Source organism: Nostoc sp., from assembly GCF_036917135.1.
In the GTDB taxonomy this organism is placed as follows: domain Bacteria; phylum Cyanobacteriota; class Cyanobacteriia; order Cyanobacteriales; family Nostocaceae; genus Nostoc.
In genome coordinates, this window is the sequence record NZ_JBALEA010000049.1 from 1 (window position 1) to 24565 (window position 24565).

23 protein-coding genes, 2 tRNA genes and 2 pseudogenes are annotated in these 24565 nt (G+C 41.0%); 17 read left to right on the top strand and 10 right to left on the bottom strand.

Translation table 11 applies throughout. The features are described from left to right. The 5 genes from V7K50_RS14500 to V7K50_RS14515 all read left to right on the top strand — a co-directional run. Positions 1–647 (top strand): M10 family metallopeptidase C-terminal domain-containing protein (locus V7K50_RS14500; protein ID WP_442944597.1); only part of this gene is annotated, 647 nt, incomplete at its 5' end. Positions 648–1205: 558 nt separating this feature from the next. Then, a complete protein-coding gene (locus V7K50_RS30705) occupies positions 1206–1406 on the top strand; it encodes an N-ATPase subunit AtpR (protein WP_442944598.1) in 201 nt (66 codons plus the stop codon). Continuing rightward, the gene (locus V7K50_RS14505; protein WP_442944600.1) at positions 1313–1684 is read left to right on the top strand and encodes an ATP synthase beta subunit C-terminal domain-containing protein; all 372 of its coding nucleotides are present in this window, start codon (positions 1313–1315) and stop codon (positions 1682–1684) included. The genes V7K50_RS30705 and V7K50_RS14505 overlap by 94 nt, the downstream gene beginning before the upstream one ends. After that, positions 1681–2091 (top strand): F0F1 ATP synthase subunit epsilon, encoded by a 411-nt coding sequence (locus V7K50_RS14510; protein WP_334961096.1) that lies wholly within the window; start codon positions 1681–1683, stop codon positions 2089–2091. Before V7K50_RS14505 ends, V7K50_RS14510 begins: the two co-directional genes overlap by 4 nt. Continuing rightward, the gene (locus V7K50_RS14515) at positions 2088–2462 is read left to right on the top strand and encodes an AtpZ/AtpI family protein (RefSeq protein ID WP_334961098.1); all 375 of its coding nucleotides are present in this window, start codon (positions 2088–2090) and stop codon (positions 2460–2462) included. The genes V7K50_RS14510 and V7K50_RS14515 overlap by 4 nt, the downstream gene beginning before the upstream one ends. Before the next feature lie 188 nt (positions 2463–2650). Here the strand turns inward: V7K50_RS14515 and V7K50_RS14520 are convergent, their stop codons facing one another. After that, positions 2651–3583 (bottom strand): polyphosphate kinase 2 family protein, encoded by a 933-nt coding sequence (locus tag V7K50_RS14520; protein WP_334961100.1) that lies wholly within the window; start codon positions 3581–3583, stop codon positions 2651–2653. Between the two features lie 428 nt (positions 3584–4011). Between V7K50_RS14520 and V7K50_RS14525 the strand changes: the two are divergent. Beyond that, positions 4012–4723 (top strand): annotated as a pseudogene (locus tag V7K50_RS14525) (DnaJ domain-containing protein); the annotation flags it as partial. Continuing rightward, positions 4719–4883, top strand: a pseudogene (locus V7K50_RS30710) (potassium channel protein); the annotation flags it as partial. The pseudogenes V7K50_RS14525 and V7K50_RS30710, both read left to right, overlap by 5 nt. A gap of 442 nt (positions 4884–5325) precedes the next feature. Here the strand turns inward: V7K50_RS30710 and V7K50_RS14530 are convergent. Continuing rightward, a tRNA-Val gene (locus tag V7K50_RS14530) sits at positions 5326–5398 on the bottom strand. Positions 5399–5532: 134 nt separating this feature from the next. Between V7K50_RS14530 and V7K50_RS14535 the strand changes: the two genes are divergently transcribed. Both V7K50_RS14535 and mazG read left to right on the top strand, forming a co-directional pair. Next, complete coding sequence (locus tag V7K50_RS14535) at positions 5533–6120, top strand: metal-binding protein (RefSeq protein ID WP_334961102.1); 588 nt, start codon at positions 5533–5535, stop codon at positions 6118–6120. Between the two features lie 28 nt (positions 6121–6148). After that, the gene (gene mazG, locus V7K50_RS14540) at positions 6149–6970 is read left to right on the top strand and encodes a nucleoside triphosphate pyrophosphohydrolase (protein WP_334961104.1); all 822 of its coding nucleotides are present in this window, start codon (positions 6149–6151) and stop codon (positions 6968–6970) included. An 82-nt stretch (positions 6971–7052) separates the two neighbouring features. Here mazG and V7K50_RS14545 read toward each other — a convergent pair whose 3' ends face one another. Further along, positions 7053–9038 (bottom strand): zinc metalloprotease HtpX, encoded by a 1986-nt coding sequence (locus tag V7K50_RS14545; protein ID WP_334961106.1) that lies wholly within the window; start codon positions 9036–9038, stop codon positions 7053–7055. A gap of 408 nt (positions 9039–9446) precedes the next feature. Between V7K50_RS14545 and V7K50_RS14550 the strand changes: the two genes are divergently transcribed. Continuing rightward, on the top strand, positions 9447–10763 hold the full coding sequence (locus V7K50_RS14550) for a glutamate-5-semialdehyde dehydrogenase (protein WP_334961108.1): 1317 nt from the start codon (positions 9447–9449) through the stop codon (positions 10761–10763). 95 nt (positions 10764–10858) lie between these two features. Here the strand turns inward: V7K50_RS14550 and V7K50_RS14555 are convergent, their stop codons facing one another. Then, a complete protein-coding gene (locus V7K50_RS14555; RefSeq protein WP_334961110.1) occupies positions 10859–11596 on the bottom strand; it encodes a class I SAM-dependent methyltransferase in 738 nt (245 codons plus the stop codon). Positions 11597–11694: 98 nt separating this feature from the next. Then, entirely contained in the window at positions 11695–13110 is a 1416-nt protein-coding gene (locus V7K50_RS14560) for an isochorismate synthase (RefSeq protein WP_334961112.1), read from the bottom strand. A 311-nt stretch (positions 13111–13421) separates the two neighbouring features. Here V7K50_RS14560 and menA point away from each other — a divergent pair, with 311 nt between their 5' ends. From menA to V7K50_RS14575, 3 genes are all read left to right on the top strand, one after another. Beyond that, positions 13422–14318: a 2-carboxy-1,4-naphthoquinone phytyltransferase gene (gene menA / locus V7K50_RS14565; protein WP_334961114.1), complete on the top strand. Its 897-nt coding sequence runs from the start codon at positions 13422–13424 to the stop codon at positions 14316–14318. A gap of 120 nt (positions 14319–14438) precedes the next feature. Further along, positions 14439–15434: an o-succinylbenzoate synthase gene (locus V7K50_RS14570; protein ID WP_334961116.1), complete on the top strand. Its 996-nt coding sequence runs from the start codon at positions 14439–14441 to the stop codon at positions 15432–15434. Further along, positions 15419–16804, top strand: coding sequence for a 2-succinylbenzoate--CoA ligase (locus V7K50_RS14575; RefSeq protein ID WP_334961118.1), 1386 nt, complete (start codon positions 15419–15421; stop codon positions 16802–16804). The genes V7K50_RS14570 and V7K50_RS14575 overlap by 16 nt, the downstream gene beginning before the upstream one ends. Here V7K50_RS14575 and V7K50_RS14580 read toward each other — a convergent pair. The 3 genes from V7K50_RS14580 to V7K50_RS14590 all read right to left on the bottom strand — a co-directional run bounded on the left by V7K50_RS14580 (position 16797) and on the right by V7K50_RS14590 (position 18127). Continuing rightward, on the bottom strand, positions 16797–17243 hold the full coding sequence (locus tag V7K50_RS14580) for an acyl-CoA thioesterase (RefSeq protein WP_334961120.1): 447 nt from the start codon (positions 17241–17243) through the stop codon (positions 16797–16799). The two genes, V7K50_RS14575 and V7K50_RS14580, sit on opposite strands and share 8 nt — an antisense overlap. Positions 17244–17405: 162 nt before the next feature. Further along, positions 17406–17864 carry a type II toxin-antitoxin system VapC family toxin gene (locus tag V7K50_RS14585; protein WP_334961122.1) on the bottom strand — a complete coding sequence of 153 codons (459 nt, stop codon included), beginning with the start codon at positions 17862–17864 and terminating at the stop codon, positions 17406–17408. After that, positions 17861–18127 (bottom strand): FitA-like ribbon-helix-helix domain-containing protein, encoded by a 267-nt coding sequence (locus V7K50_RS14590; protein WP_334961124.1) that lies wholly within the window; start codon positions 18125–18127, stop codon positions 17861–17863. Before V7K50_RS14590 ends, V7K50_RS14585 begins: the two co-directional genes overlap by 4 nt. A gap of 235 nt (positions 18128–18362) precedes the next feature. On the opposite strand from V7K50_RS14590, the gene V7K50_RS14595 reads away from it, so the two are divergent. The 3 genes from V7K50_RS14595 to V7K50_RS14605 are packed head-to-tail and all read left to right on the top strand — an operon-like array spanning position 18363 to position 22038. Further along, a complete protein-coding gene (locus V7K50_RS14595) occupies positions 18363–18815 on the top strand; it encodes a hypothetical protein (protein WP_322669646.1) in 453 nt (150 codons plus the stop codon). A gap of 12 nt (positions 18816–18827) precedes the next feature. Then, the gene (locus V7K50_RS14600) at positions 18828–20888 is read left to right on the top strand and encodes a hypothetical protein (RefSeq protein ID WP_334961126.1); all 2061 of its coding nucleotides are present in this window, start codon (positions 18828–18830) and stop codon (positions 20886–20888) included. Then, complete coding sequence (locus V7K50_RS14605) at positions 20878–22038, top strand: P-loop NTPase fold protein (RefSeq protein ID WP_334961127.1); 1161 nt, start codon at positions 20878–20880, stop codon at positions 22036–22038. The genes V7K50_RS14600 and V7K50_RS14605 overlap by 11 nt, the downstream gene beginning before the upstream one ends. Positions 22039–22181: 143 nt before the next feature. Here V7K50_RS14605 and V7K50_RS14610 read toward each other — a convergent pair. Together V7K50_RS14610 and V7K50_RS14615 are read right to left on the bottom strand one after the other, a co-directional pair. Next, positions 22182–22266 (bottom strand) — tRNA-Ser (locus tag V7K50_RS14610). A 131-nt stretch (positions 22267–22397) separates the two neighbouring features. After that, entirely contained in the window at positions 22398–23318 is a 921-nt protein-coding gene (locus V7K50_RS14615; RefSeq protein ID WP_334961128.1) for a TIGR04168 family protein, read from the bottom strand. Positions 23319–23467: 149 nt separating this feature from the next. Between V7K50_RS14615 and nadA the strand changes: the two genes are divergently transcribed. Beyond that, positions 23468–24442, top strand: coding sequence for a quinolinate synthase NadA (gene nadA / locus V7K50_RS14620; protein ID WP_334961130.1), 975 nt, complete (start codon positions 23468–23470; stop codon positions 24440–24442). Positions 24443–24565 lie beyond the last annotated feature (123 nt).

The window sequence follows — 24565 nt, forward strand, 5'->3', positions numbered from 1 at the left end:
ACGGTCAAATTTCTGCAACATTAGGAGCAGCAGGGAATTACTATGTTGGAATTTCAGCAGACACCAACGTCAACTCCAACTATTCTCTACAGTTAGCCAACACTACCAGCACAAGCAATCAGCGTCTCACTGGTAATGCACTGAATAACACTCTGATTGGCGGTGACGGAAATGACCAACTGCAAGGGTTAGCAGGAAATGACACCCTTCAGGGAGGTAATGGTAATGATATTCTCACTGGTGGAACTGGTAATGACTTACTTTGGGGAGGTAATGGTGACGATATTCTCACTGGTGGAACTGGGAAGGATAAATTTCTGTTCCAAAGCAGTGGGGTTTTTAACACAAACTTAGGTGTTGATTACATCACCGACTTTGAAGCGGGACAAGACCAGATTGTGCTGAGTAAAACTACCTTCAATGCTGTTACTAATACTGCAGGACAAGCTTTAACTGACTTTGCAGTTGTTGCTAACGATCAACTTGTTAACGCGAAGAATGCACATATTGTCTATAGTCAAAGTAGTGGTAGCCTCTTCTATAACCAAGATGGCAATGTTTTGGGTGCTGGAACAGTGTTTGAGTTTGCTCGTTTAGGTAATTCTGATATCACTTTGAGTAGTAGCAATTTCAGTCTGATTGCCTAGTTTTTTAGGTATTAAGATGTAGAATATCTTAATACCTTTGCCAAAAAATTAAGGTTCTTCAGTACTTGTTATGCGATAGCAGTTCCCACTCAGATGCGGTACAAAATTATATCGCAAGGTGTAGGGGCAATTCATGAATTGCCCCTACGGGTGTACCTCACGTGAACGATAACCGCTATAAACTAATAATTAAAATGCCAATTAATTTAATAAATTTAGTTTATAAGCAATTATGATAAACATTTTTACTTGATCGTAACGATTTGAAAGCTTTTAGGACAAAAAATACAACTTATACGCTAATCAAACGCTTGGTTAAACATGATTTCTCACATAAGTATGTCAGAGTAACTAATGGCGATCGCAAGATAGCTACAACAAGTTACCCGAAGAAATGGTGAGCTTACTGATAAGAAAGAAATGCCTAACTGAACTGTATTGCCTTTTAACTATATTTAGCCAGGAAATAATCCAGGTTTCCAGCTTTACATTTTGCTTGGAGTAGTGGAAATCGGTAAATATTTATACTTCCTTAAATAGCCTCTGAGGAGATTTAACATGAACAGCCTCTTATTTTTACCTGTTACTTTAGTGTTAGGAAATCTCTACTTTCGTGGCTTGTGGATGACGGTGCAGAAATTACCTACAGCCGAAAGCCCAATTCTATTAACTTTAGGCAGTTTTTTTGGACGGCTAGCGATCGCCATTATCAAATCGCTCAAGCAGTCCGCAAAACCATCACCACTTATGAGGAACTGAAAGATATTATTGCGATGTTGGGCTTAGAAGAATTATCGGTAAGCGATCGCCAAGTGGTATCCCAAGCGCGACGTTTAGAACGGTTTATGACTCAACCTTTCTTTTCCACCGCTCAGTTTACAGGTTTGACAGGGAAATTAGTCGAATTAGACGATGTACTAGATGGATGCGATCGCATTCTCAATGACGAGTTTGCTGAGACACCAGAGCGATCGCTCTACATGATCGGCTCAATTAATGAAGTCGTAAAAGCACCAGAGGAGAGCAAAAAATCATGACCGACTCACCATCAGAAATGCGGCTCAAAGTTGTCTTACCCACCAAAATCCTGATTGAAACAGCCGCGATCAAAGTGATTGCTGAAGCGGAGAATGGGATATTTTGCTTACTGCCTCGCCATATAGATTTTGTGGCAACGCTAATACCGAGTTTGCTATCCTTCGTCTCACCGCAAGGACAAGAACAATTCTTTGCCATCGATCAAGGAATTTTGATTAAACATGGGGATGAGGTAACAGTTGCTACCCAAAACGCCGTCCAAGGTGGCGATTTGGGAATGTTGAAAAAAACCGTTGAGCAGCAGTTTCACTTAATCGATGAACGGGAAAAAACAGCACGTTCCGTTTTAGAAAAGCTCGAGGTAAACACAATTCGGCACTTTATTCAGTTAGGTGAATATGTATGAAAACTCCCTCTCGAAAGTCGCAATTGCATCTTTTTGCTAAAGCGATCGCTAATAAAGAACGTCGCAAACTTTATGCTCGTCAAGCAAAACCTTATGGTGGCGTTTGGTTTGGTTTAGGTTTTGCCGGCTTGATCGGTTGGTCAGTCGTCGCACCAACTTTGTTAGGAATGGCACTAGGCATCTGGCTCGATTTCCGATTTCCCAGTAACTTGTCATGGACATTAGCCCTGATGCTAGCAGGTTTAACCATTGGTTGTTTGATTGCCTGGCAATGGGTATCCCAGAAGCAAAAACGGATGGCAAGGTCTCAACCACCCGATGATTTTCCTCAATCTCCAGCAGATTCTCCTAACCAAGAAAAAGGAGATTAAAAATTCAAATGTAAGTAGAGCGGCGTGAATAATTCAAGGTTTGTAGTAAGGACTTTAGTCCTAATTTGAGGGCTTCAGCCCTCTCTTTGAGACGCTGCGCGAACACTACGAACTCATCTCAAGATTTTTTACATTACTTAATCTACTTTGATTTATTCTCACCTACTTACTTATTGAATTTTGAATTGTTATTTCTGGCTTTCAAGCATTGCCTTTGCTTGCAAAAGTTCTTGATGCTTTTCTTCGTTGACCTTTGGATATTTGAGGTTGAGTTCCTTTAACTGGGTGTGAATGATGCCAGCTACTACAAGGCGAGTAAACCATTTGTGATCGGCTGGGATAACGTACCAGGGTGCCCATTCTGTACTGGTGTGATTGAACATATCTTCATAGACAGCCATGTACTCATTCCAAAAAGTACGCTCCCTAGCATCATCAACAGAGAACTTCCAGTTTTTATCAGGGAGGTCAATCCGTTCTAAAAAGCGCTTTTTTTGCTCTTCTTTAGAGACATTCAGGAAAAACTTCAGGACAACAATCCCATTGTTGACCAGATATTTCTCAAAGTTATTGATTTCCTCAAAGCGGCGTTTCCAAATGTGTTTGTCTATAAAACTAGGCGGGAGGTGTTGCAGTTCTAGAAGTTCTGGATGAACTCGCGTTACCAGCACTTCTTCATAATATGAGCGATTGAAAATTCCAATTTGTCCTTGTGCTGGTAACGCTTTGAAGCATCGCCATAAATAGGTATGATCCAACTCTTCTGTAGAAGGAGCTTTGAAGCTATACACCTGACATCCTTGGGGATTAATACCAGACATAACGTGTTTGATAGTACTGTCTTTACCCGCAGCATCCATTGCTTGAAAAATAATTAGTAAAGCATAGGTATTTTGGGCATAGAGAATATCCTGATATTTGGCTAAAGCCTCAATGCCTCTCTGCAACTCATTTTTAGCATCAGACTTATCCAGATAATTATCTTTGTAAGCTGGGTTATAGTCTTTAGTAAGGGAAATTTTCTGCCCTGGTGAAACAATAAAGGGACGAATAAAATCGTCACGTTTTTTGATGGGAAATAGCTTCGATGATGAATCAGTTTGGCTATGTTTATCAGTCATATTTTTCACTCTCCAATGTATAATATCAATAGTACTAAAATCAGTGACTCGTGAATTTTGTTCGGTAAATAGGACTTACACAAAACTACACCCGGTGTGGGCAATTCATGAATTGCCCCTACCGTAAAATCAGGATCTCGGCTATTGTTTGCGTAATTTCCAAAGGCAACAAAAACTCCACCAACAGGCTGAGGAACTGGACATAAAAAATTGTGAAAATCGGGATTAGCTTACTACCCACCGCAGAATAACCCGCAATTAAGAGGTCAGTGATGCCCTGACTTTTCACGTCATGTGGAAAAGCCAACGAAAAACCTAACCCCCTAACCCCCTTCCCTACAAGGGAAGGGGGAAGATTCAAAGTCTCTCTCCTTGTAGGAGAGAGAAATAGAAGCGAGGTTTTCCAGATCCCGTGAAAAGTCAGAGTGATGCCAACTGCAACAGACTTTAAAGACTACTATGCCATCTTGGGAGTGAGCAAAACTGCAAAGACTGAAGAAATCAAACGAGTTTACCGCAAGCTTGCTCGCAAATACCATCCTGACCTGAATCCTGGAGATAAAGATGCAGAGGCAAAGTTCAAAGAACTGAACGAAGCAAATGAAGTACTATCTGATCCAGAGAAGCGGGAGAAATACGATCGCTTTGATCAGCACTGGAATCACCCTGGTTACACTGAAGCGCCGCCACCCAGTTCCACTAATGTTGGTACAACTGACTTCGATCAGTACGGCGACTTTGATTCATTTATCAACGATCTGCTGGGTCGTTCGAGACGTCAAACCTCCACTGGTGGCTTTGATGATTTTAGTGGTGGATTTCGTTCTCAAGCACCTGCACCGGATACTGAAGCCGCGATCGCCCTCACATTTTCCGAAGCATTTCACGGTGTCCAAAAGCGTTTACAACTCGACGACGAAACGATCAACGTCCGTATTCCCGCAGGTGCAAAACCAGGCAGTCGAATTCGGCTCAAGGGAAAAGGTCGTCCTAGTCCGTTATCTCCACAGCGCGGCGATTTGTATTTAACTATCGAGGTGTTACCGCATCCCTGTCTATCGATTTGAGGGCGATAACCTGGTTTGTGACATTCCCATTCGCCCCGATGAAGCGGTTTTAGGGGCAGAAATTAGCGTACCATTATGCAACAGCAACGCTAGCAGTATTTTTTGTTGATCAGGATGCCGAGAATGATCAAGCAGAACTGGCAGGTGCAAAATCAATTCAAGCCCTGCAAGCAGAAATTACCGCACTGCGAACTGAGATTCAAGCTTTAGCACGACGAGATTTAGACCAATAACTTCCAAAGCATCGCAAATTAAATAAAACCTTGCTTTCATAGAAAATCTTCCTCAAGAACAATACCTTCACCAATTTTAAAGGGTAAGGTAACAATAAACTACGTTGCAAGTGGCAGAGCGATCGCCATATTAATCAAGCCTTGCAACAATTTCAGCTAAAGGTTGAAATGTATTTAAGTAGAGCGGCGTCGGCATCAAAATGGGCTGGTAGTCAATGAGCAATTGCTTTGGACAATCAACCTAATTACAATTTGCCATCAGCATCAAAAACCCTTGGTTGATCTTTGCCCTCACTGTAATCATGAATCATCTTTGTTAAACTGGCGCTCAAGACCTGGTTACTGCACAAAGTGTGGAGAGTGGTTAGGCGCAAATCAATGCCTTAAGACATTTACAGATGGTTCCAATCAAAAAGCCGCCAAATGGCGGCTTTTTTGACTATGGGCAGTACCAGACTCGAACTGATGACGTCCTGCTTGTAAGGCAGGCGCTCTACCAACTGAGCTAACCGCCCAATCCTTAACTAATATAGCAAAACATTTCGCATTGCGCTAGTAGTTTTAAGAAAATCTTTTTTCTCTTATACTGACTCAGTATTCAGTTACTCAGCACTGGCTCAACGCCCCGCTATCGCTAACAGGATTTAGGATGCCCTCTGGTCGGACGCACGATCGCATTACTATGTATGCTCTGCCGTTGGTGGCGGGCGTTACTTTGTGGCAGACTCGCAGTAGCAATGCGACTTTGTTGGTTGCAGGCGGGTTTCTCTTTGGTGGGCTGATGTTTGGCCCCGATTTGGATATCTACTCTGTGCAATTTCAACGCTGGGGTTTCTTGCGCTGGATTTGGCTACCTTATCAAAAAAGTCTCCGCCATCGTTCTTTTTTATCCCACGGGCCAATTATTGGCACGATTTTGCGGATACTTTATCTGGGGTGTTTGCTGGCTATTTTGGCAATTTTCGTTTTAGCGATCGCCCAAAAGTTGTGGAATCTGAGTTTTACTTGGCAGGATTTGGGGGGAAGTGTGGGGCGATCGCTCGTGCAATACGATACTGAATATATCGCTTTGTTTTTGGGTTTAGAACTCGGTGCAATGAGTCATTCTCTCAGCGATTGGGGCGGTTCGGCATATAAGCGTGTGCGAAAGCAGGGGGTTCGTGGGTTGCTTCCTAGTGGCAAAATGAAGAAGCGGAAAGTTACAAGTCGTGGTAGTCGTTCTCGGCCAAAGAAATAATTTTTTAAACGCAAAGGTATGCAGAGGTATGGAAAATAACAATGAGACTTTGGTGGCTTTGCAGGAGTTAATTGAGGTGGTGGCAAAATTGCGATCGCCTGATGGTGGTTGTCCGTGGGATTTGGCTCAAACTGCCGAAACGCTGACACCTTATGTGATTGAGGAAGCTTATGAGGTGGTGGATGCCATTAAGAGTGGGGATAAAGGGGCGATTGCAGAAGAGTTAGGCGATTTATTATTACAAGTGGTACTCCAAGGTCAAATCGCCAGCGAATCTGGGCAATTTTCCCTCAAAGAAATAACTCAGGGGATTTCCCAAAAGTTGATTCGCCGTCATCCCCATGTGTTTGGTGATGTGTCAGTTGCAAGTGTGGATGAGGTGCGCCAAAATTGGGAACAAATCAAAGCTGCGGAAAAAGGCGAAGTTCCAGAGGTGCAAAAATTTAGTGCGAAACTCGCTCGTTATGGGCGCACACTTCCCCCAATGACGGCGGCAATGAAGATTTCTCAAAAGGCTGCGGCGATCGGGTTTGAATGGGAAAATATTCAGGGCGTTTGGGATAAGTTTCATGAGGAGTTGGGGGAGTTTCAACAAGCTTTAGCTGAGGAAACACCCGCACGACAAGAAGCAGAATTAGGTGATTTACTGTTTGCAGTTATTCAGCTAGCCCGTTGGCATAATCTTGACCCCAGCGCCGCTTTGCAAGGTACAAATCAACGGTTTGTCCAGCGTTTAGAAAAAATGGAGGCAGTTGTTAACCGCCCCCTTTCTGATTACAGTTTGGATGAATTAGAAAAATTGTGGCAACAGGCAAAAGCTCAACTTGCTCAAGAAGGGAGTGGGGAGTAGGGAATGGTTCCCACTCAGATGCGGTACAAAATTAGATCGCAAGGTGTAGGGGCAATTCATGAGTTGCAGCCTAAAAACTCAGCTACCTGCTGCTCAAAAACATAGTCAAGACCACTCCCAGGATAATCGATCCACCGCCAAGGACGTATGACCAGAAGCGATGGTAACTGTTGACAATTGTGCCATTTTCACTCTGGAGTTGAATCAAATCCATCCAAGGTGCAACACCCCGACGGAACCAACCCACAGCCCCAACTTGTTCACCAATCAAGCTTTTTACTCGCTTCATCCCAAACAGGAAATTGCCGATGGGGCCAAAGCGTGAGGCATAATGCAGATAGAGCATTCCGCTACGATCCTGAATTTTTAAATCGGAACCAAATTTATAACCAGCGTCGCCACGACCAATTAGTTGACCTTGCAGTTTTGCCGGTTGTCCGCGCAACGGACTGGCATAAGGGTCTGACATCAGGGTGAGAATATCGGTTTCTGGTGCTTGTTTGTAGTTGGGAAACATCACCAAGGCTTTGACCAGAATTCCGATCCCTAAGCCCATAAGGGGCGCACCCAATGCTAAACCTGTGTTTGGGGAACTTGACCACAGAATCACACCCATTACCAAGCCGGCGATGAAACCTATAGTTTCAGCGCCATACAACACAACATCTAAAAAGAAGTTGCCGTAAAGCTTACTTTTACTGAGAGTTTTGCCTTCTCCAATAACTCGCCCCATATCAAACTCAGCTGGTAAACCCAATTGTTCGGCATAAGTACTTAATGCACGGACTCGTTTACCTGTCAAGGGGTGAGTGGAATTTAACTCCATCCACCAGCCCCAAGGGTTAAACATATCCCACAAAAAGACGCGACCAATTTTTTGGGTATCGGATGCAATGCGGTAGGCGGTTCCTGTGGAAGCGGCGGCTTTATGGTCGTAGATACCCAAGGCGCGAGTCCCTTCAATTAAACGACTGGGTTCTTGTGTGCGCGAACCTTCTTCTAAAATTCCGTAGGCAATCTTCACCAAAGCGCGAGATAATCCATTGGGATTGCCTGTACTTTCGGCTGAAAAATGATCGGCAAAGTATTCTCGTGTGCGGGAGAGGTACAGCAGTAGATAAGTACCCATGACATAAAAAACGTAGGCAACTAAGGCAGCAGTTTGCATCGCATCTTTGATTTTGCTATCGCCACCGCGCCCAAATCTTCTGGCTGTGCTGTAAATCAAGTAACAAATTTGCACTAAGGTTGAAGCTACTGTCATCACTGCAAAGTCCCAGTGGACGATGTGCCCCAATTCGTGGGCGTAAACGGTAGCAATTTCATCGTCATCCAGATATGTGAAAAGTCCCTGACTAACGACTAAACGGGCGCTGTTGGGCAATGAACCATAGGTAAAAGCGGTGGGGTTTTGGTCGTTAATAATTCCCAAACGAGGTGTTTTCAGCTTTTTTCGTTCGCAGATTTGGCGAATAACCTTAGCTGTCTCTGGGCTGAGGGTTTCAACTTCTGCTAACTCTACCCAGCGAGTTTGGTAAAGCCACCTTTGGGTTAAGTCCATCAGAAATGGAGAGAGGAAAAAGGCGGCGATATTAAAAACTAGGGTAATACCAATAGCGATCGCTAGCCCTTGGAGTGGATCGTCGCTACCCACAATAAATACTAAGCTCAAACCTAAAGCGAAGACCATGCCAAACAACAAGGTCATGGTGACACCAGAAGCTAATGCCAAACTACCACCCACACCCCCCATCGTTAATGTCATCCCAGTGGTAACGGCGCGACCGGCTTTTTGGCTGGCGTTAGGTGGCGTTTGACGGAAGGATTGACTAGCTTCTTCTGCCCAACTGCGAGCCTGTGGGTTTTCACTCATCATTAACTTTTGACACAGGCTCTTGGCTTTTTCGATTTCGCCTGTGGCTTGATAGGCTTTGATCAGCCACATCTGGGCTGAAAGATAATCTGAGGAATCGTGTTCAGCACAATTGCGGCAGAATTGTTCGAGTAATTTAACCGCTTCTTGATAACGCTTTTCTTTTAAGGCATCTAATCCAGATTGCAATGACATGGGATCTCCACAGCAAAAAAGTGGTATTTGATCAATCAATACTCAATAGATCCAACCTTTGTCACTGCAATTTCGTAAAAATTTAAAATAATAGGGGTATAAATTATTTACTTAAGTAAAAGACTAGAGAAACATACATTACTGTGTCTCTCTAGCCTGGGGAACGCATAAATCATCTTTAAGATTTTCAAATAAAACCTGTAATAATACTTACAATATTTTTAATGCCGTCAACTTACTACTGTTTATCTGTGTTTGATATTTAGAGGATAAATGTTTTAAACCAAGTCTTGCCTCACCCAATCAGAGTAATTATTGATTACCCAGATGGTTCACCCGATTGGAGGAAGACGAATGATAAAGGTAACCTCAGATTGATAAGATTAGGAAAAGGTAAAGATTTGTACTATGACTATTCTTAACATTGCTTCTCCCCTAATTGCGATCGCAGCACAAACCCGCCAAGCTGCAAGTAAGCTAGCGATTCTCTCCACTGAGGCCAAAAATCAAGCGATTGAAGCGATCGCAGAAGCTTTAGAATCAGCTAAAGATGAAATTTTACAAGCAAATGTTGCTGATTGTGAAGCTGCGACTGCGATCGGAATTCCCAAACCACTTTATAAGCGCTTGGAATTGGATGAACATAAATTAAGAGATGCGATCGCTGGGGTACGAGATGTTGGTAAGCTAGCCGATCCAGTGGGTAAAGTGCAGATTCACCGTGAAATTGACACTGGTTTAATTCTCAAGCGAATCACTTGTCCTTTAGGTGTTTTGGGGATTATTTTTGAAGCCCGTCCAGAGGCGGCGATTCAAATTGTTTCTTTAGCTATCAAGTCGGGAAATGGTGTAATCCTCAAATGTGGAAAGGAAGCGGTGCGTTCTTGCGAAGCGATAGTTAAGGCAATTAAACAAGGATTATCTCATACTGCTGTTAACCCAGATGCAGTACAGTTACTCACAACTAGAGAAGAAACTCTGGAACTTTTGAAGTTAGATAAATATGTGGATTTAATTATTCCTAGAGGTTCTAATTCCTTTGTTAGATTTGTGCAAGAAAATACGCGGATTCCGGTACTAGGACACGCCGATGGAATTTGTCATCTCTATATAGATAAAGCTGCTGATATTTCTAAAGCAGTTCCGATTACAGTCGATGCTAAAGCCCAATATCCTGCTGTTTGTAATGCGATTGAAACTTTGCTAGTTCACCAGTCGATTGCTACAGAATTTTTACCAAAAGTTGCCGAGGTTTTGCAAGAAAGCCATGTAGAATTAAGAGGCGATAAACGCACCTTAGAAATTTTGCCTAATATTACAGCTGCAACAGAAATAGATTGGGAAACAGAATATAGCGATTTTATTTTGTCGATAAAGATTGTAGACTCTATAGAAGATGCGATCGCTCATATTAACGAATACGGTTCTCGTCATACTGACGCGATTATTACTGAAGATTCAACATCTGTTGAAACTTTCTTTGGACTTATTAATTCAGCCAATATATTCCACAACTGTTCTACCAGATTTGCTGATGGTTTTCGCTATGGTTTCGGTGCAGAAGTAGGGATTAGTACACAACAAATGCCTCCCCGCGGCCCCGTTGGTTTAGAAGGATTAGTGACATACAAATATCAAATGACTGGTGATGGTCATATTATAGCTACTTACACCGGGGCGAATGCTAAAGCTTTTACTCATCAGGATTTGGACATGACTTTTTAACTCTGCGATAGTGCAAAAAAAATAACTCATTTTTAATTTAAGGACATTCTTGATGAATCTCACGCCCCTAAAAAATTAAAAAAAAGGTTTTCTGATTATCGGTAAAAACACAAGAATTGTGTTGCATTGAGTGGATTGTAATATAAGGAATCGAAGCGAGTAAAATTGTACTTTTGCGAGATTTCATAAAGGGTTTGCTGAGTTTCGGGAAAATCACTTGAAGAAATATGGTTTGCTACCATGAAATACTCTTGGGGAGTAAGTAAAGACCAGTATTTTTGTACACCTTCTAAGTAACGTGTAAGGTAGGTTTCTCGATCTTCTGCTTCTTTGCGAACAACATCAATAAGAATAAAAACACCATTAGATGTGAGGAGATTCTTCATCTGACCAATAATACAGTCCTTTTGTTCAAGACTTAAATGGTGGAGAGCAAAAGAAGTGAGAATGATATCAAAGCTATTCTGCTGACTTAACATCAATTCAGGAACCAATTGGGAAAAATCACCTTGGGTAAAGGTTGTGTAGCACTGAATCTTTGCCATATTATCTTTAGCAATTTCCAGCGCAGGTATAGATAAGTCTATGCCTTGATAGGAAGTAATAGTGCTATTTAACAAAGCCTGGGCTGTGAAGCTAGCATCGCCGCATCCCAAATCAAGCATTCTAAAGGGTTGTTGGAAGTAGCCCAGCAGGAACTCGTGCAGTGTAGAGTAAATTTCACGGTGTCCCATGTAATTTTTGTCAAGTACTTTCTGGTAGACTTTCCACTGCGCGTTAAAAAATTCTTGAGGCTTGAAAGCTGTATCTTCACTACTTTTAGAATTTAACATATTGCTTATCTTCTCTAATTAGGGGTGGTGGATCAGTATTTCTAGTTGATAGAGTTCGGTAAATATCTTTAGCTAGAATAATACATTACTAATTAACTTTAAACTAATGCTTTAAGTAAAGCCTGAAGTTTCAGCTGCACCTCTGCAAACTCCTTCTCAGGATCAGATCCAGCAACTATACCAGCACCAGCATACAATCTCGCGCGATCGCCATCAATTAATGCTGAACGAATTCCCACAATAAACTCACAGTTACCCTGAGAATCTATCCAACCTAGAGGCGCAGCATATAAACCTCTCTCAAAGCTTTCGTAACGACGAATTTCGGCACAAGCAACATCTCGTGCTGCCCCAGCAACGGCTGGTGTAGGATGCAATTGTCCTACAATCTTTAAGGGGTGTATGTTAGCGGGAACCACAGCACTTATTGGTGTCCATAAATGCTGGATGTTAGATAATTGTCGCAGTCGGGGTGCTAATATTTGGGGTAACAAACCTAGCTGAGATAAACGTTGAGTGATAAAATCGAGTACTAACGAATGTTCGTGCTTTTCTTTTTCGCTATTGAGTAAGCGATTGGCATTAGCTGCGTCTTCAGCAGGGGTTTTACCTCGTGGTGCAGAACCAGCCAAAGCATCTGTGATTAACTGTTGATTATTAATACTAATTAATCGTTCTGGACTGGCACCAATAAAGTTTTGTCCTTTGCCATTACTTGTAGAAAAAATATAACAATTAGGATGTATTTGCCTAAGATTATTTAATGATTTAATTAAGTCAAAGTGTTCTGTTGACTTGACATCTAATATATCTGCTAACACAATCTTACTTAAATGACTAGACCGAATTTTTTCCAAAGCAGATACTACTGAACGTTTAAATTGAGCAGCATTAGTGGCGGATTTTTTGTATAATTTTGCTGGAAAACAATCAAGATTAGCAGAGTAATATTCTAAAGATTGGATAAATTCAATTTTATTTTGCAGATTCTCCAATAATGTTTGAATATTGACATTTGCATTGATAATTATATTTGTTACTAATACACAATGTTGATTTTTTACAGCTACTTGCCAATGTGGAAGAAAGATGGTAGCAGATGGAAAGGGATAATCTATTTGGGCATTTTTATCAAAAAAGCTGAAATAACAAAAAAAGTGAGGCCCAGAAAAAGGTTGGTTAGCGTTACCAAAATTAATTATATTTGTTAGACAAGATTTGATAAAATATTCGGCTTGGCTAAAACGGTCTGCGCCATCAATCTGTAATTTTGTTACAGAATCAATTGCTGCGATCGCTTCTCCTTTACCTTTATCCTCAAAGTAAAAATTTATTTCATTTGCTTGTGTAAGTTGATCCAATACAAGTAAAGGGTCAACTAAATCAATCTCTTGGGAGATACTGACAATTTGCCTGCAATTATTTTTGAGACACTTTTGTTGCACTGCTACCAGAAATTGATATAAATCTTTGTGCTGTACAAATAAGTTACTACGACATGGTGAAACTGTCATGGATCTAAACGATAGTAAATTTTTTTTAAGTTAACTTCCTAAAGTGTAATTAATCGTGGTCGTATTTCTACAGGTAACATATTAAGTTGTCATTTCACCAGCGTAGGATTTGCCTTGTTTGTGGTGTTTTTAGACCCTCACAAGCCAGTTCCAGCCTTGGGCTGCAACATGAGGGTGGAGTGTTAACAACACCAGGTTAACGAGCCACACTAAAAGTGAGAGTTATTTTTAGCTCATGAATATCTAGCGTCTATTTAATTATAAAATCTTAAGTGTGAGTAATATTCCGATAATTTAATTAATCACAACTGATGACTACCAAGCAAATTTTATATCCCAACAGTAAGTTATGGATGGCAGCGATTAAACCGCCAATGTATAGCGTTGCCATTATGCCCATTTGGGTAGGAACAGCAGTGGCATTTGCCGAAACTAAAACTTTCAATAGTGTAGTATTTTCTACTTTTGTAACTGCGGCAATCTTAATTCTTGCCTGGGAAAATATTACTAATGATGTCTTTGATTCTGAAACAGGTATTGATCAAAATAAGCACCATTCTCTGGTGAACTTAACAGGCAATAAGCCATTAATATTTTGGATCGGAAATTTGTGTTTAGGTTTGGGGTTGCTGGGCATACTAGCGATCGCCTTTTGGCAACAAGACCTAACTGTTATCGGCATCATTCTACTATGCTGTGTTTTAGGCTATATGTACCAAGGGCCTCCCTTTCGTTTAGGATATCAGGGTTTAGGCGAGATTCTTTGCTTTTTTGCTTTTGGTCCCTTAGCAGTGGAGGCAGCATATTATAGCCAAACCCAAACTTGGTCAATAACGAGTTTAGCAGCTTCAGTGATTGTCGGCATTGCCACAACCTTAATTTTGTTTTGCTCACATTTTCACCAAGTTAAGGATGACATAGCCGCAGGTAAGCGATCGCCTATCGTCCGTCTCGGAACCCAAAAAGGTGCCCAACTATTAGTTTGGGTTACTGGTAGCATTTATCCTCTCACCTTGCTATTTGTACTATTGGGGATTTCTCCAGCTTGGACGTTACTTAGTTGGGTGAGTTTACCCTTTGCCTTCAAATTATGCCGCCACGTCCAAGAAAATCACAACCAGCCGGACAAAGTTAGTAACTGTAAATTCATCGCCGTAGCCGTGCATTTCTGGGCTTGCTCGCTGTTGGGACTGGGATTTATGATTTAGGGCATTGGGCATTGGGCACTTGTACTGAGTTTCGACTACGCTCAACTACCGCGAAGCCGTTGGCGCAGCCTCTCCAAGAGTTGTATTGGGCATTGGAACAGAGGAAAGGGAAAATAACTAATGACTAATGAGTACAGATTTGAATTTCGTCCTTATCAGCGAAGATTTTTGCGATCGCTTACCACCAATCATGGTAAGTGGGATATTCGTGAAGGTATTATTCTTCGCCTTACGGATGAATCAGGTAAAGTAGGCTGGGGAGAAATCGCCCCCATTAGCTGGTTCGGTTCCGAAACTTTAGAAGAAGCCTTAGATTTTTGTCGCCAACTCCCAGGAGAAATCACAGACGAGATAATTTTCTCCATCCCAGATGAGTTACCCGCTTGTCAATTTGGCTTTGAGTCAGCGTGGGAGTGGGAAAGTGAATTCTTTTCAATGCCCAATGCCCAATGCCCAATGCCCCATGCCCAATCTTACAGTGCCTTATTACCATCTGGGGAAGCGGCTTTAAATCAAGGGGAAACGCTGTGGCAGCAGGGATACCGCACGTTTAAGTGGAAAATTGGAGTGGATGCGATCGCTGATGAACTAAAAATTTTTGAGTCATTGATACACACCTTACCAGCCTCTGCGAAACTGCGATTAGATGCCAACGGTGGACTCAGCTATGAAGAAGCTAAGTTATGGCTGTGGACTTGCGACAATCTCAAGGCAAACGGAAAAATACCTATAGAAATTGAATTTATGGAACAACCGTTACCCGTTGAGAAATTTCAGCAGATGTTGGAATTGAGTCTGAGTTATGAAACTGCGATCGCTTTAGATGAATCTGTCGCCACACTTGGGCAACTCGCCGCCTGTTATCAAAAAGGTTGGCGAGGGATTTTTGTCATCAAGCCTGGGATAGTTGGATCGGCATCTCGTTTGAGAACGTTTTGCCAGCAGTATCAAATTGATACTGTATTTTCATCAGTATTTGAAACTGCGATCGCTAGACTTGCAGCACTCCAACTAGCAGCCGAATTATCCCGAAATAATCGAGCAATTGGTTTTGGCATCGACCATTTTTTTGAACAAGAAGAAACGTGTTTTCAAAGTTTATGGAACGACCTTTAGACTATCTTAATAACCTAACTCAGGACAATTGGCTTATCGGTTACAACAGCCATCAATTTAATCAAATAACCCAAGAATTATATTTAGAATTAACACAATTATCAGCGTGCGGAACGCCACCAAAAATCATCTTAGCTGAACGCGAACCAGTGCGATTTCTAGCAAGTTTTATTGCCGCTTGTGCAGCGAATTGTCCAGTTTTTCTTTGTAACCCCGATTGCGGAACAGAAGAATGGCAACAAGTCTTTGATTTAGTACAGCCAGATATTATTTTGGGAATAGGGCATGGGGCATCGGGCATGGGGCATGGGAATAATAATATCCAATGCCTAATTACCAATAGCATCATGATTCCTACAGGTGGTTCATCGGGACAGATGAAATTTTCCATCCATACTTGGGAAACTCTCACAGCATCCGTACAAGGATTTAGCGAATACTTTCAACTAAAGCAAGTCAATTCTTTTTGCGTTTTACCGCTATATCATGTTAGCGGTTTAATGCAATTTATGCGCTCATTCACTACCGCAGGTAAACTAGCTATTCAACCATTTAAAGCTGTAGAATCAGGTCAAATATTAAATATTAAACAATCAGAATATTTTATATCTTTAGTACCAACCCAGTTACAACGCCTTCTACAAAATCCAGAATTAACTGAATGGCTATCCCAATTTAATACTGTACTTTTAGGAGGTGCGCCAGCATGGAACGAACTACTAGAAAAAGCCAGATTTCACCGCATACGGTTAGCACCTACCTATGGCATGACAGAAACAGCCTCTCAAATTGCCACCCTCAAGCCAGATGATTTTCTGAGTGGTAAAATTAGCAGTGGTCAAATTCTTCCCCATGCAAAAGTAACTATTCGTAATCACCAAGGCGAAATTTTAAATTCCAATCAAATCGGAAACATCACCATTCATGCTAAATCTTTAGCCCTTGGTTACTATCCTAAAAATAGAGAAAATCAAACTGATTTCCAAGTAGATGATTTAGGTTTTTTAGACGAACAAGGACATTTAAATATTGTCGGACGTAACAGCGACAAAATTATTACAGGTGGCGAAAATATTTACCCAGCAGAGATTGAATCAGCTATACAAGCCACTCAAATGGTTAGTGATATCTGTGTCATCGGCATTCCAGATAAACACTGGGGACAAGCTTTAACAGCGATTTACATTCCCAAAAAATCAGATATCTCTGCCTTAAAAATCCAAACCCTACTTAAATACAAACTCAGCAAATTTAAAATCCCTAAATATTGGATTCCCCAGCAAAACTTACCCCGTAACTCTCAAGGTAAGATTAACCGCCAAAAGTTACAACAAATAGCCACAGAATTCCTCCAAAATTCCATCACATAATCTCTCTCGACCTTTTTCTCTCTGCGTCCTCTGCGTCTCTGCGGTTCGTCTCCAACCACTGAACTATCTCATCAGGTAATTCCTGTTTACTTCTAGTACTCACATCAATACAAACATGACGAGTAATAGCCTTAGCAACTATCACTTCACCCACGGTAATTTCGTAAGTAATTTCAAACTTCTCAACACCTATTTTTTGGGGAATTAAGCTAATCAGCAACTTGTCCCCAACAAACATAGGGCGCAAAAAATCAACACTAGCATGAACAATGGGAAACCCCACAGACGGATTAGTAAAAAAATCTTTGAGATTAATACTTGATGCTTCTAAAGATTCTTCATAAGCTTCATGGCAAATACTCAAAACATTAGCAAAATAAACTACCCCAGCAGCATCAGTATCTTGAAAGCGAACCGTGCGGTTATAAGTAAAAGGCATTTTTGACAATTGAATATTAAAAAACAGCAGGTTTATCCCCTGCTTTACAAACTAATTTTATTGCAACTAAGATAAGTCAGTGATAAAAATTTAATTTCCCAAATTCTGAGTTTCTATCGATTTATTTAGCCTCATCTATATGGTGAGGAAAAGCGATCGCTTCTACATCGACTCCAACGGCGGAACCTCGAAGTCATTAAACGAGGAAACATCGTAAGACGAAGTGCCTAAAGCCTTGACCAGCTTACCGTCGAGAGTCAGCAAAGTAGCACCTACCTGTTGTGAAAGTGCGACATAAGAAGCATCGTAGGCAGAAGTTCCATAGCTCAAGCTTATAGTAACTGCATCCGCCATCAAATCAGCCGTGGAGATAACACGCAAAGGGAAAGCTTTGAGGGTGGCTAAATCTATCTGAACCTCAGCAGCAGTGTACATCCTTGCACGGACGTACTTCAATAAGGCGTTAGCACACTCAATGTAAAAGAGGTCTGGAACAAATATTTCCGTCTGTGGATTGGCAAAATGGTCGAAAAGTTGATTAACTTTGGCAGTTAGTGGATCAGCGATAAAATACTTGATGCACACACTGGTATCTAACACGCATCTTAGAGGGGTGGTCATCTGTCCCGGTCTTCTCGAATCAGTTGAGTACTATCAGCTAATCCGAAGTCTGCTGGATTCACACGGCGACGCTGGCGACTTTCTTCCAGGACTTTAAGTACATTCTGGCGTTTCTGGTCTTCTATTTGCTGTGCTTCAGTTTTTAAAGCTTGTTCTAACAGAGTTATAACTTGGGCGTTAATGGAACGGTGTTCAGATGCCGCTAACTCTTGCAGTTTTGCATACAAATCATCGGGTAAATTTCTTACATAAAGGGTAGCCATCGCTTTACCTCAAAGTAGAATTTAGCAAAATGATAGCACAATGCAAGCAGGGGGGAGCGATCGTATCTCGCTTTTGATAAAGTTTAACTAAGTTCAAATTATGATTATAATACCCAAAAAAATCAGTTCATTTGTGACTTGACCCTCAAAACCTATGATTCATAAATAAAAAGTAATTTGACAGTTACATTTAATCTAGATATTCATAAATAATTACTTTGGAGAATTAATTCTTGTGAGCAGCAATAGTTCAAGTCCATTAAAGGTTGTTCTTTGGCAACCTTGTCGCTGGGGTAAAAAATACTTAGATACCAATACAAATGCTTTAGTTGAACCGACATTTTATCAAGAAGAAATTTATTCTTGGGAACCCTTTGGAGATCCCTTTGGTTCAGTGACTAGTAGTGAGCAAACTCAGCGACTAAGAGAAGAATTAATTGAAAAATTTACACTAGTAATAAAACCTGAAAAGCGTGGAATTGAACAGTTTAAGCAAGTCATCCAAGTAATAGACGAGATATTGTCTAATGACGAATCATCTTGGAGTGATTTAGAAGAGCTTGGACGCTTATCTAATAGTGATAGTGTCAACCTTCGTCAACATCAACTTTTGGCATTACGCCAGCATATTCAGTGGGTGTGTGATACGTTTGTTAATGTTCCAGATGTCAATGTATCCCTTCATTAAAATAATAACTTTATGAAATTAAAATTGTTTAGTAAAGAAGATGCACTACAATGTATCGCCCAAATAGGTAAGAATGGAGAGCCATTTGAAATATTTCTTGGTGAAGATATTTGTTTTGGACGTGACAAATGGGTCAATGTTGGAACTATTACATTACAACCAGGAGGGCAATATATTGAAAATGAAACTAGATATGATGAGTATTGTGCGGCTAAATTTGGTGGGTTTGAATGGCAACTACTATCCTTAGAAAAACTCAATGAGAATATTACTGAAGCTCTTGATAATGTAGAGAATAAAGACAGAGTTCAAAAGGATAAAGATAGAGTTCAAAAGGCTTTCAGAGAAGGATTGCAGGACGTACTACGGAGGACATTATTACTTTTACCTATTTTTGATGTTGAAACTATTGGCAAAATACCTTTGCAAAAACCGATAACTATTGTTACAGATACATCAGCTATTCACCAAGGGGGACTTGATTTTATATGTCGGTTTCTTAGTCCTTGGGCAAGAATAAAAGTACCAGCTATTGTTCACATGGAAATAATTAATCAGGTAGATAGGTACTTTGCAACTCGCAGAGACAGTCAAAAAAAGAACAAACCTGTTGCTGCGGCACTTCGAGAACATATTCTCAGCCAGGGTGGTCAACGAACTTTACTTCGTCTAGAATTTTCAGATGCAGAAATAGAACGTGGTGACTTAGGTGCAGATCCTCTGCGGGGTATTGTGACACCGAGTAGCGATCCTGAAGATGGTAATCTTAAACTACAAGAGATTGTTAGGAGTTTTGCTGATCGTCTGATTTTAGAAACTGCACGACGCTTTCAAACTCAAGTTCGCCCGGATCATGCCCTAGCTCTTCTAACTAGTGATCAAGGTCTAGCCAGAATGACGATGGCTGAAGGAATGGATGTGTTCTTTTTTGAATCTCGTTCTTTTCCTAAATTTGATGGTAGAAAACTCACTGGCTCTCTTTTTCATCCTTTCAGTCAAAAAATATATACAGTACCACTAACAGATGTCCTTTGGGAATTAGCTGTATCTTTTGGTTGCCTGCGCTTGCAAAATTACAAAACTAACGAGTCATTAGAGCTATGGGGCATACCTAGCGGGGAATATACTTGGCAACCACTTCACGTTAAAGATGATCTTCTTTGGGGAAATTTTAACTCTGGAACATCCTCTGCAACAACAGATAATACCTCTATTGCGCTATCAACTGACATAGAAAGCCAAGATCAGACTGATGCAATTTCTAGCCAAAATATAGAAGCAATAGCTAAGACATATGCATTTAGTCCAGATCAGATGTTCTTACTAATGAAATTGTTAGTAGACAAAGGAGAACTAACTAATCAAGAGGCTCAAGAAAAATTGGGTTTAACACATCAATCTCGCTATAGTTTGTATAAAAATTTTCTGCATAGTGGAAAGTTTGTTGAGCTTAATGATAATAAAATTATATGTACAGAATTACTAAAGTTTCTATGGGAAAGTATCTTGAATGAAAATCATATAAAAGTTTTATCTTCTTTGAAGAAAATACCATCATTTGACGCAATATGTAACTATGTAAATCAAAACAGAAGCGTTGAATATAGCACATTACCAATTTCAAATAAAGCGAAACCAACCTACATCAAGCTTGGCGAGGCAGCCTGTGCTTGGTTGAATATACAAAACCAAAAAATTGTTGCCACTGATAACATACCTAATTCACCAGATTTTGCTAATTTAGCAGTAAAAATTTATAAATTAATTCGTTCGCAGGAAGACACACAATGGATACTTACTGGTCGGTGGTTAGAAGAATTAGCTATTAAATATGCTGTTCATCCCATATTGGCTAGAAAACTGGTGAAAGAAGCACAAGAACAAAACTTAGTGAATGTCTATGCTGAAGGATCTACTCCAGATACTCGTTTTGAACAGCACGATTTGTGGATAATTAAGACAAGTGACGGACTTCCCCAGTTAGAAAAAGTTTATCTGTATCATGGAGATTTTCTTATACCTGGTACATCTGCTGTACGTATCAAGCTAGAAGGAGTTAAAAATGCCTCTTGAAAATCTATTTACAGATGAGGCGACTGCTAACGCACCAGAAGAACAACCCAAATTACTCTATAAAAAGTTTGGTGTGTTGAGTAACCCTTTTCCCAGCGCTGGACAAACCAGTGATCATCCGCATATGTCAACAGAAGCAGATAAGCAAGTTGATGCTGCGGTAAAGACATTTTATGCAGATCGCAAGTCTCATGTAATTTCAATAACTGCTAGTCAGGGGATTGGAAAGACTAACCTTCTGAATGCTTATGAAAATGCTTTGCGTGAAAAACTTTCTCAACATGGTTTTTTCGTTATTAGATACGTTCCAGATCCAGAACCATTTTTTGATCCGCTCATTAGGTCTATATTTGAAAATTTGGGAGAAGACTACTTACGTCGCTCAATTGATGCACTTGCAAAGAGGAAGCAAGAGATAGATGATATTGATAAATTATTAGAATTTGTGCGAATGAGCGAAATTAAAATAATGCTTAAGGCTCTTTTGAGTGTTATTAATTCCGAAGAAAAACTAAATGAGCGCCTATCTTTAGCATATCAATGGCTTTTAGGATTACCTGTAAGAAAAACTCATCAAACTGAACTGGGAGTAAATTTTCGTCTAGATACTGTAGAAGCAAAAACGAGAGCATTGCGAGACATTGTATATTTTGGTTCAGAAATGAAGACTTTAGAAGGTATCTTTATTCTTCTTGATGAATTGGAAAAACAGAATGGTAGCCTATCAAAAACTATTGTTTTAAGATATTTATCTGCTCTGCGGGCTTTAATTGATGCACTACCTAAATATCTTTTCTTAATGGTTGCTTTAACTACAGATGCCCTTGATCGTTACCGTGAGATGCTTCCAGCTATTAGAGGCCGTCTTGCTAATGAAGTTCAACTTTCACCTATAAGAAATGAAGAGGAAGCCGTAAAGTTATTCAAATTTTACTTGGAACAGGCCAAAATGGAAGCCAGAAATTTTGCACAAAACAAACAATTACAAGAAGGAAGTGATGTACTTTTACATGAAGATTCTGCTCGACTCTTATTTCATAAATTATTGACAGGTAGTAACTATCAAGGCGTGCGGCAACGTGATTACCTTAATGCTCTGTATGAAAAAGCAGATGAGTCCATCAATGAATCTATGTCGGCATTCCTTTAGTTAAGTTTTTTGAAGCTTTTGCTAACTTTAAGAATTCAATAGGCACTTATCAAGAATAAATCATACTTAAGCCGTTGCTAAGATTAAATCTAATCAATGGCTTACGTCGTTAATAACATTTGTAAAACCTAATTTTTCTTCAACGGAGAGGGGGAGATTCGAACTCCCGGAGGTTTTAGCCTCATCCGATTTCAAGTCGGACGCAATCGACCACTCTGCCACCTCTCCAGTAAATCTGTCAAACTTGTGCTGATCCTAGTTTCAGACGCTATTCAGGCGCTTTTGTTGGTTAGCACTAAACTTGACAGATCATACTATACCCTATTATCTACGCAGATTGCACTACTGGATGCGAATGTCTACGACACAATCCGCGATCGCTCGTACAAAATTTCCCCCTTAGCCACCTGAAAGTCATTCCCCACCCAAACTAGGGAAACTTGCGAAACCACACCCGCCTCTAGGGTGACAATGGAAAAATTACGCAACTTCTCGCTGTCATTTTCCACAATCCTGGGGACACTAGCCGCATTTAAGTAAATTGTCCCCTCTGGACTTCTAAAGATGGGTTTGCGCTGCACCTTCTTGGTATGGCGTAAATCTCGGTGCATGTGACCAAATGTCACCAGAGGAATGGTTTTACCAGCAGTCAAGGCATGAGAAATCGCCTCGCCAAAATCTGGATCGCCAAAATCGCCGCCAATTGGATGCCAGTCTTTGCCGCAGGGGTCTTCGGGGCGATCGCCTAAACCACTAGGCCCATTGTGACCCAAAAATATAATTGTCTCGTAAGCGGCGCTTTTGATCGCTTTGACGATGCGATCGGCGGATTCTTCCAAACTCGTCACACCGTAACGTTCTTTACAGATTTCCGCGAATTTCCACTCTGGGCCCCCCCAGGTAAAGGGACGACCCCCCACTACAGTTAAATTCCAAGCCGGAAAATCCAACTTACCGTAACCGACATGGGACGCGCCTAATAAATCGAGTTGTTCCTGTACCCAGTCTTCCTTAGAGCGGTCATAAGGAGCCTTTTTGCGTCCCCATTCGGTGGCGGTGTACCAGGCATCGTGGTTGCCCATTACGGCTGCTTTGGGAATATCGAGAGATGCGATCGCTCTGACCACTTCCACCGATTCATTGCCAAAATCCCCGACAAACAGCACTAAGTCAACACCCAAATGCTTGAGTGCAACGCCATCTTCCACTTCCCATTGGTCGTGAATATCTCCAACTACAGCAATTTTGAGGTTTATCGATTGAGTTTTCTGACTGGTCATGCCACTTTCCTTGCCGTCTATCTCCAGGATATGAAACTCAGCCCGATTTGGACACAACCCCAAAATATCAACCGTCCACTATTTTTGGTAAAAACTACTATAATTGAATCCACAGGACATACATTTGCAACATAAAGCACCCCTAAACTGTGTTTACTACTGCACTAGCTCAACGAGAAAACACCCAACTGGGTGAACTACCACTAGATTTGTTTGCCGCGATTCAGAGTCTAAAAAAAGAACTCAACGCCGTTATCCTGGCGCATTATTATCAAGAGCCAGATATTCAGGATATTGCCGACTTTATTGGGGATTCATTACAACTAGCAAGAGCCGCAGAAAAGACTAATGCGGATGTAATTGTCTTTGCTGGTGTTCACTTCATGGCAGAAACAGCAAAGATACTTAATCCCGATAAATTAGTACTTTTACCAGATTTGGATGCTGGTTGTTCTTTGTCCGACAGTTGTCCAGCAGACGAATTTGCAGCTTTTAAGGCAGCGCATCCAGATCATTTGGTGGTGTCTTACATCAACTGCTCTGCTGATATCAAGGCGATGAGCGATATTATTTGCACCAGTTCCAACGCTGTGAAAATTGTCCAGCAGATACCGAAAGAACAGCCGATTATTTTTGCCCCCGATCGCAATTTGGGGCGGTACGTCATGGAACAGACTGGACGAGATTTGGTGTTATGGCAAGGTAGCTGTGTTGTCCATGAAACCTTTTCGGAAAAGAAAATTGTCCAGTTAAAAATTACCCATCCAGAAGCAGAGGCGATCGCACATCCAGAATGTGAAAGTAGTGTATTGCGCCACGCCAGTTTTATTGGCTCTACAGCCGCTTTACTCAAATATTGTCAAAGCAGCCCTAGTAAGGAATTTATCGTTGCTACGGAGCCTGGAATCATTCACCAAATGCAAAAACTAGCTCCTGACAAGCACTTCATTCCTGCACCGCCGATGAATAACTGTGCTTGTAACGAATGTCCATTTATGCGATTAAACACCCTAGAAAAGCTTTACTGGGCAATGAAAAATCGCACTCCCGAAATTACTATGTCAGAGGATATTCGGCTTGCTGCACTGCGACCAATGCAACGAATGCTGGAGATGAGCGTGTAACCAGTATTTTTGATCCATAAGGTAGAGACGCAGTTTTATTGCGATCTCTACCCGCAAGTTATTTTTTCTAATCACTTGCTATTTATAAAACATGGTGCTAAGATTTTAAATCGTGAGAGAAAT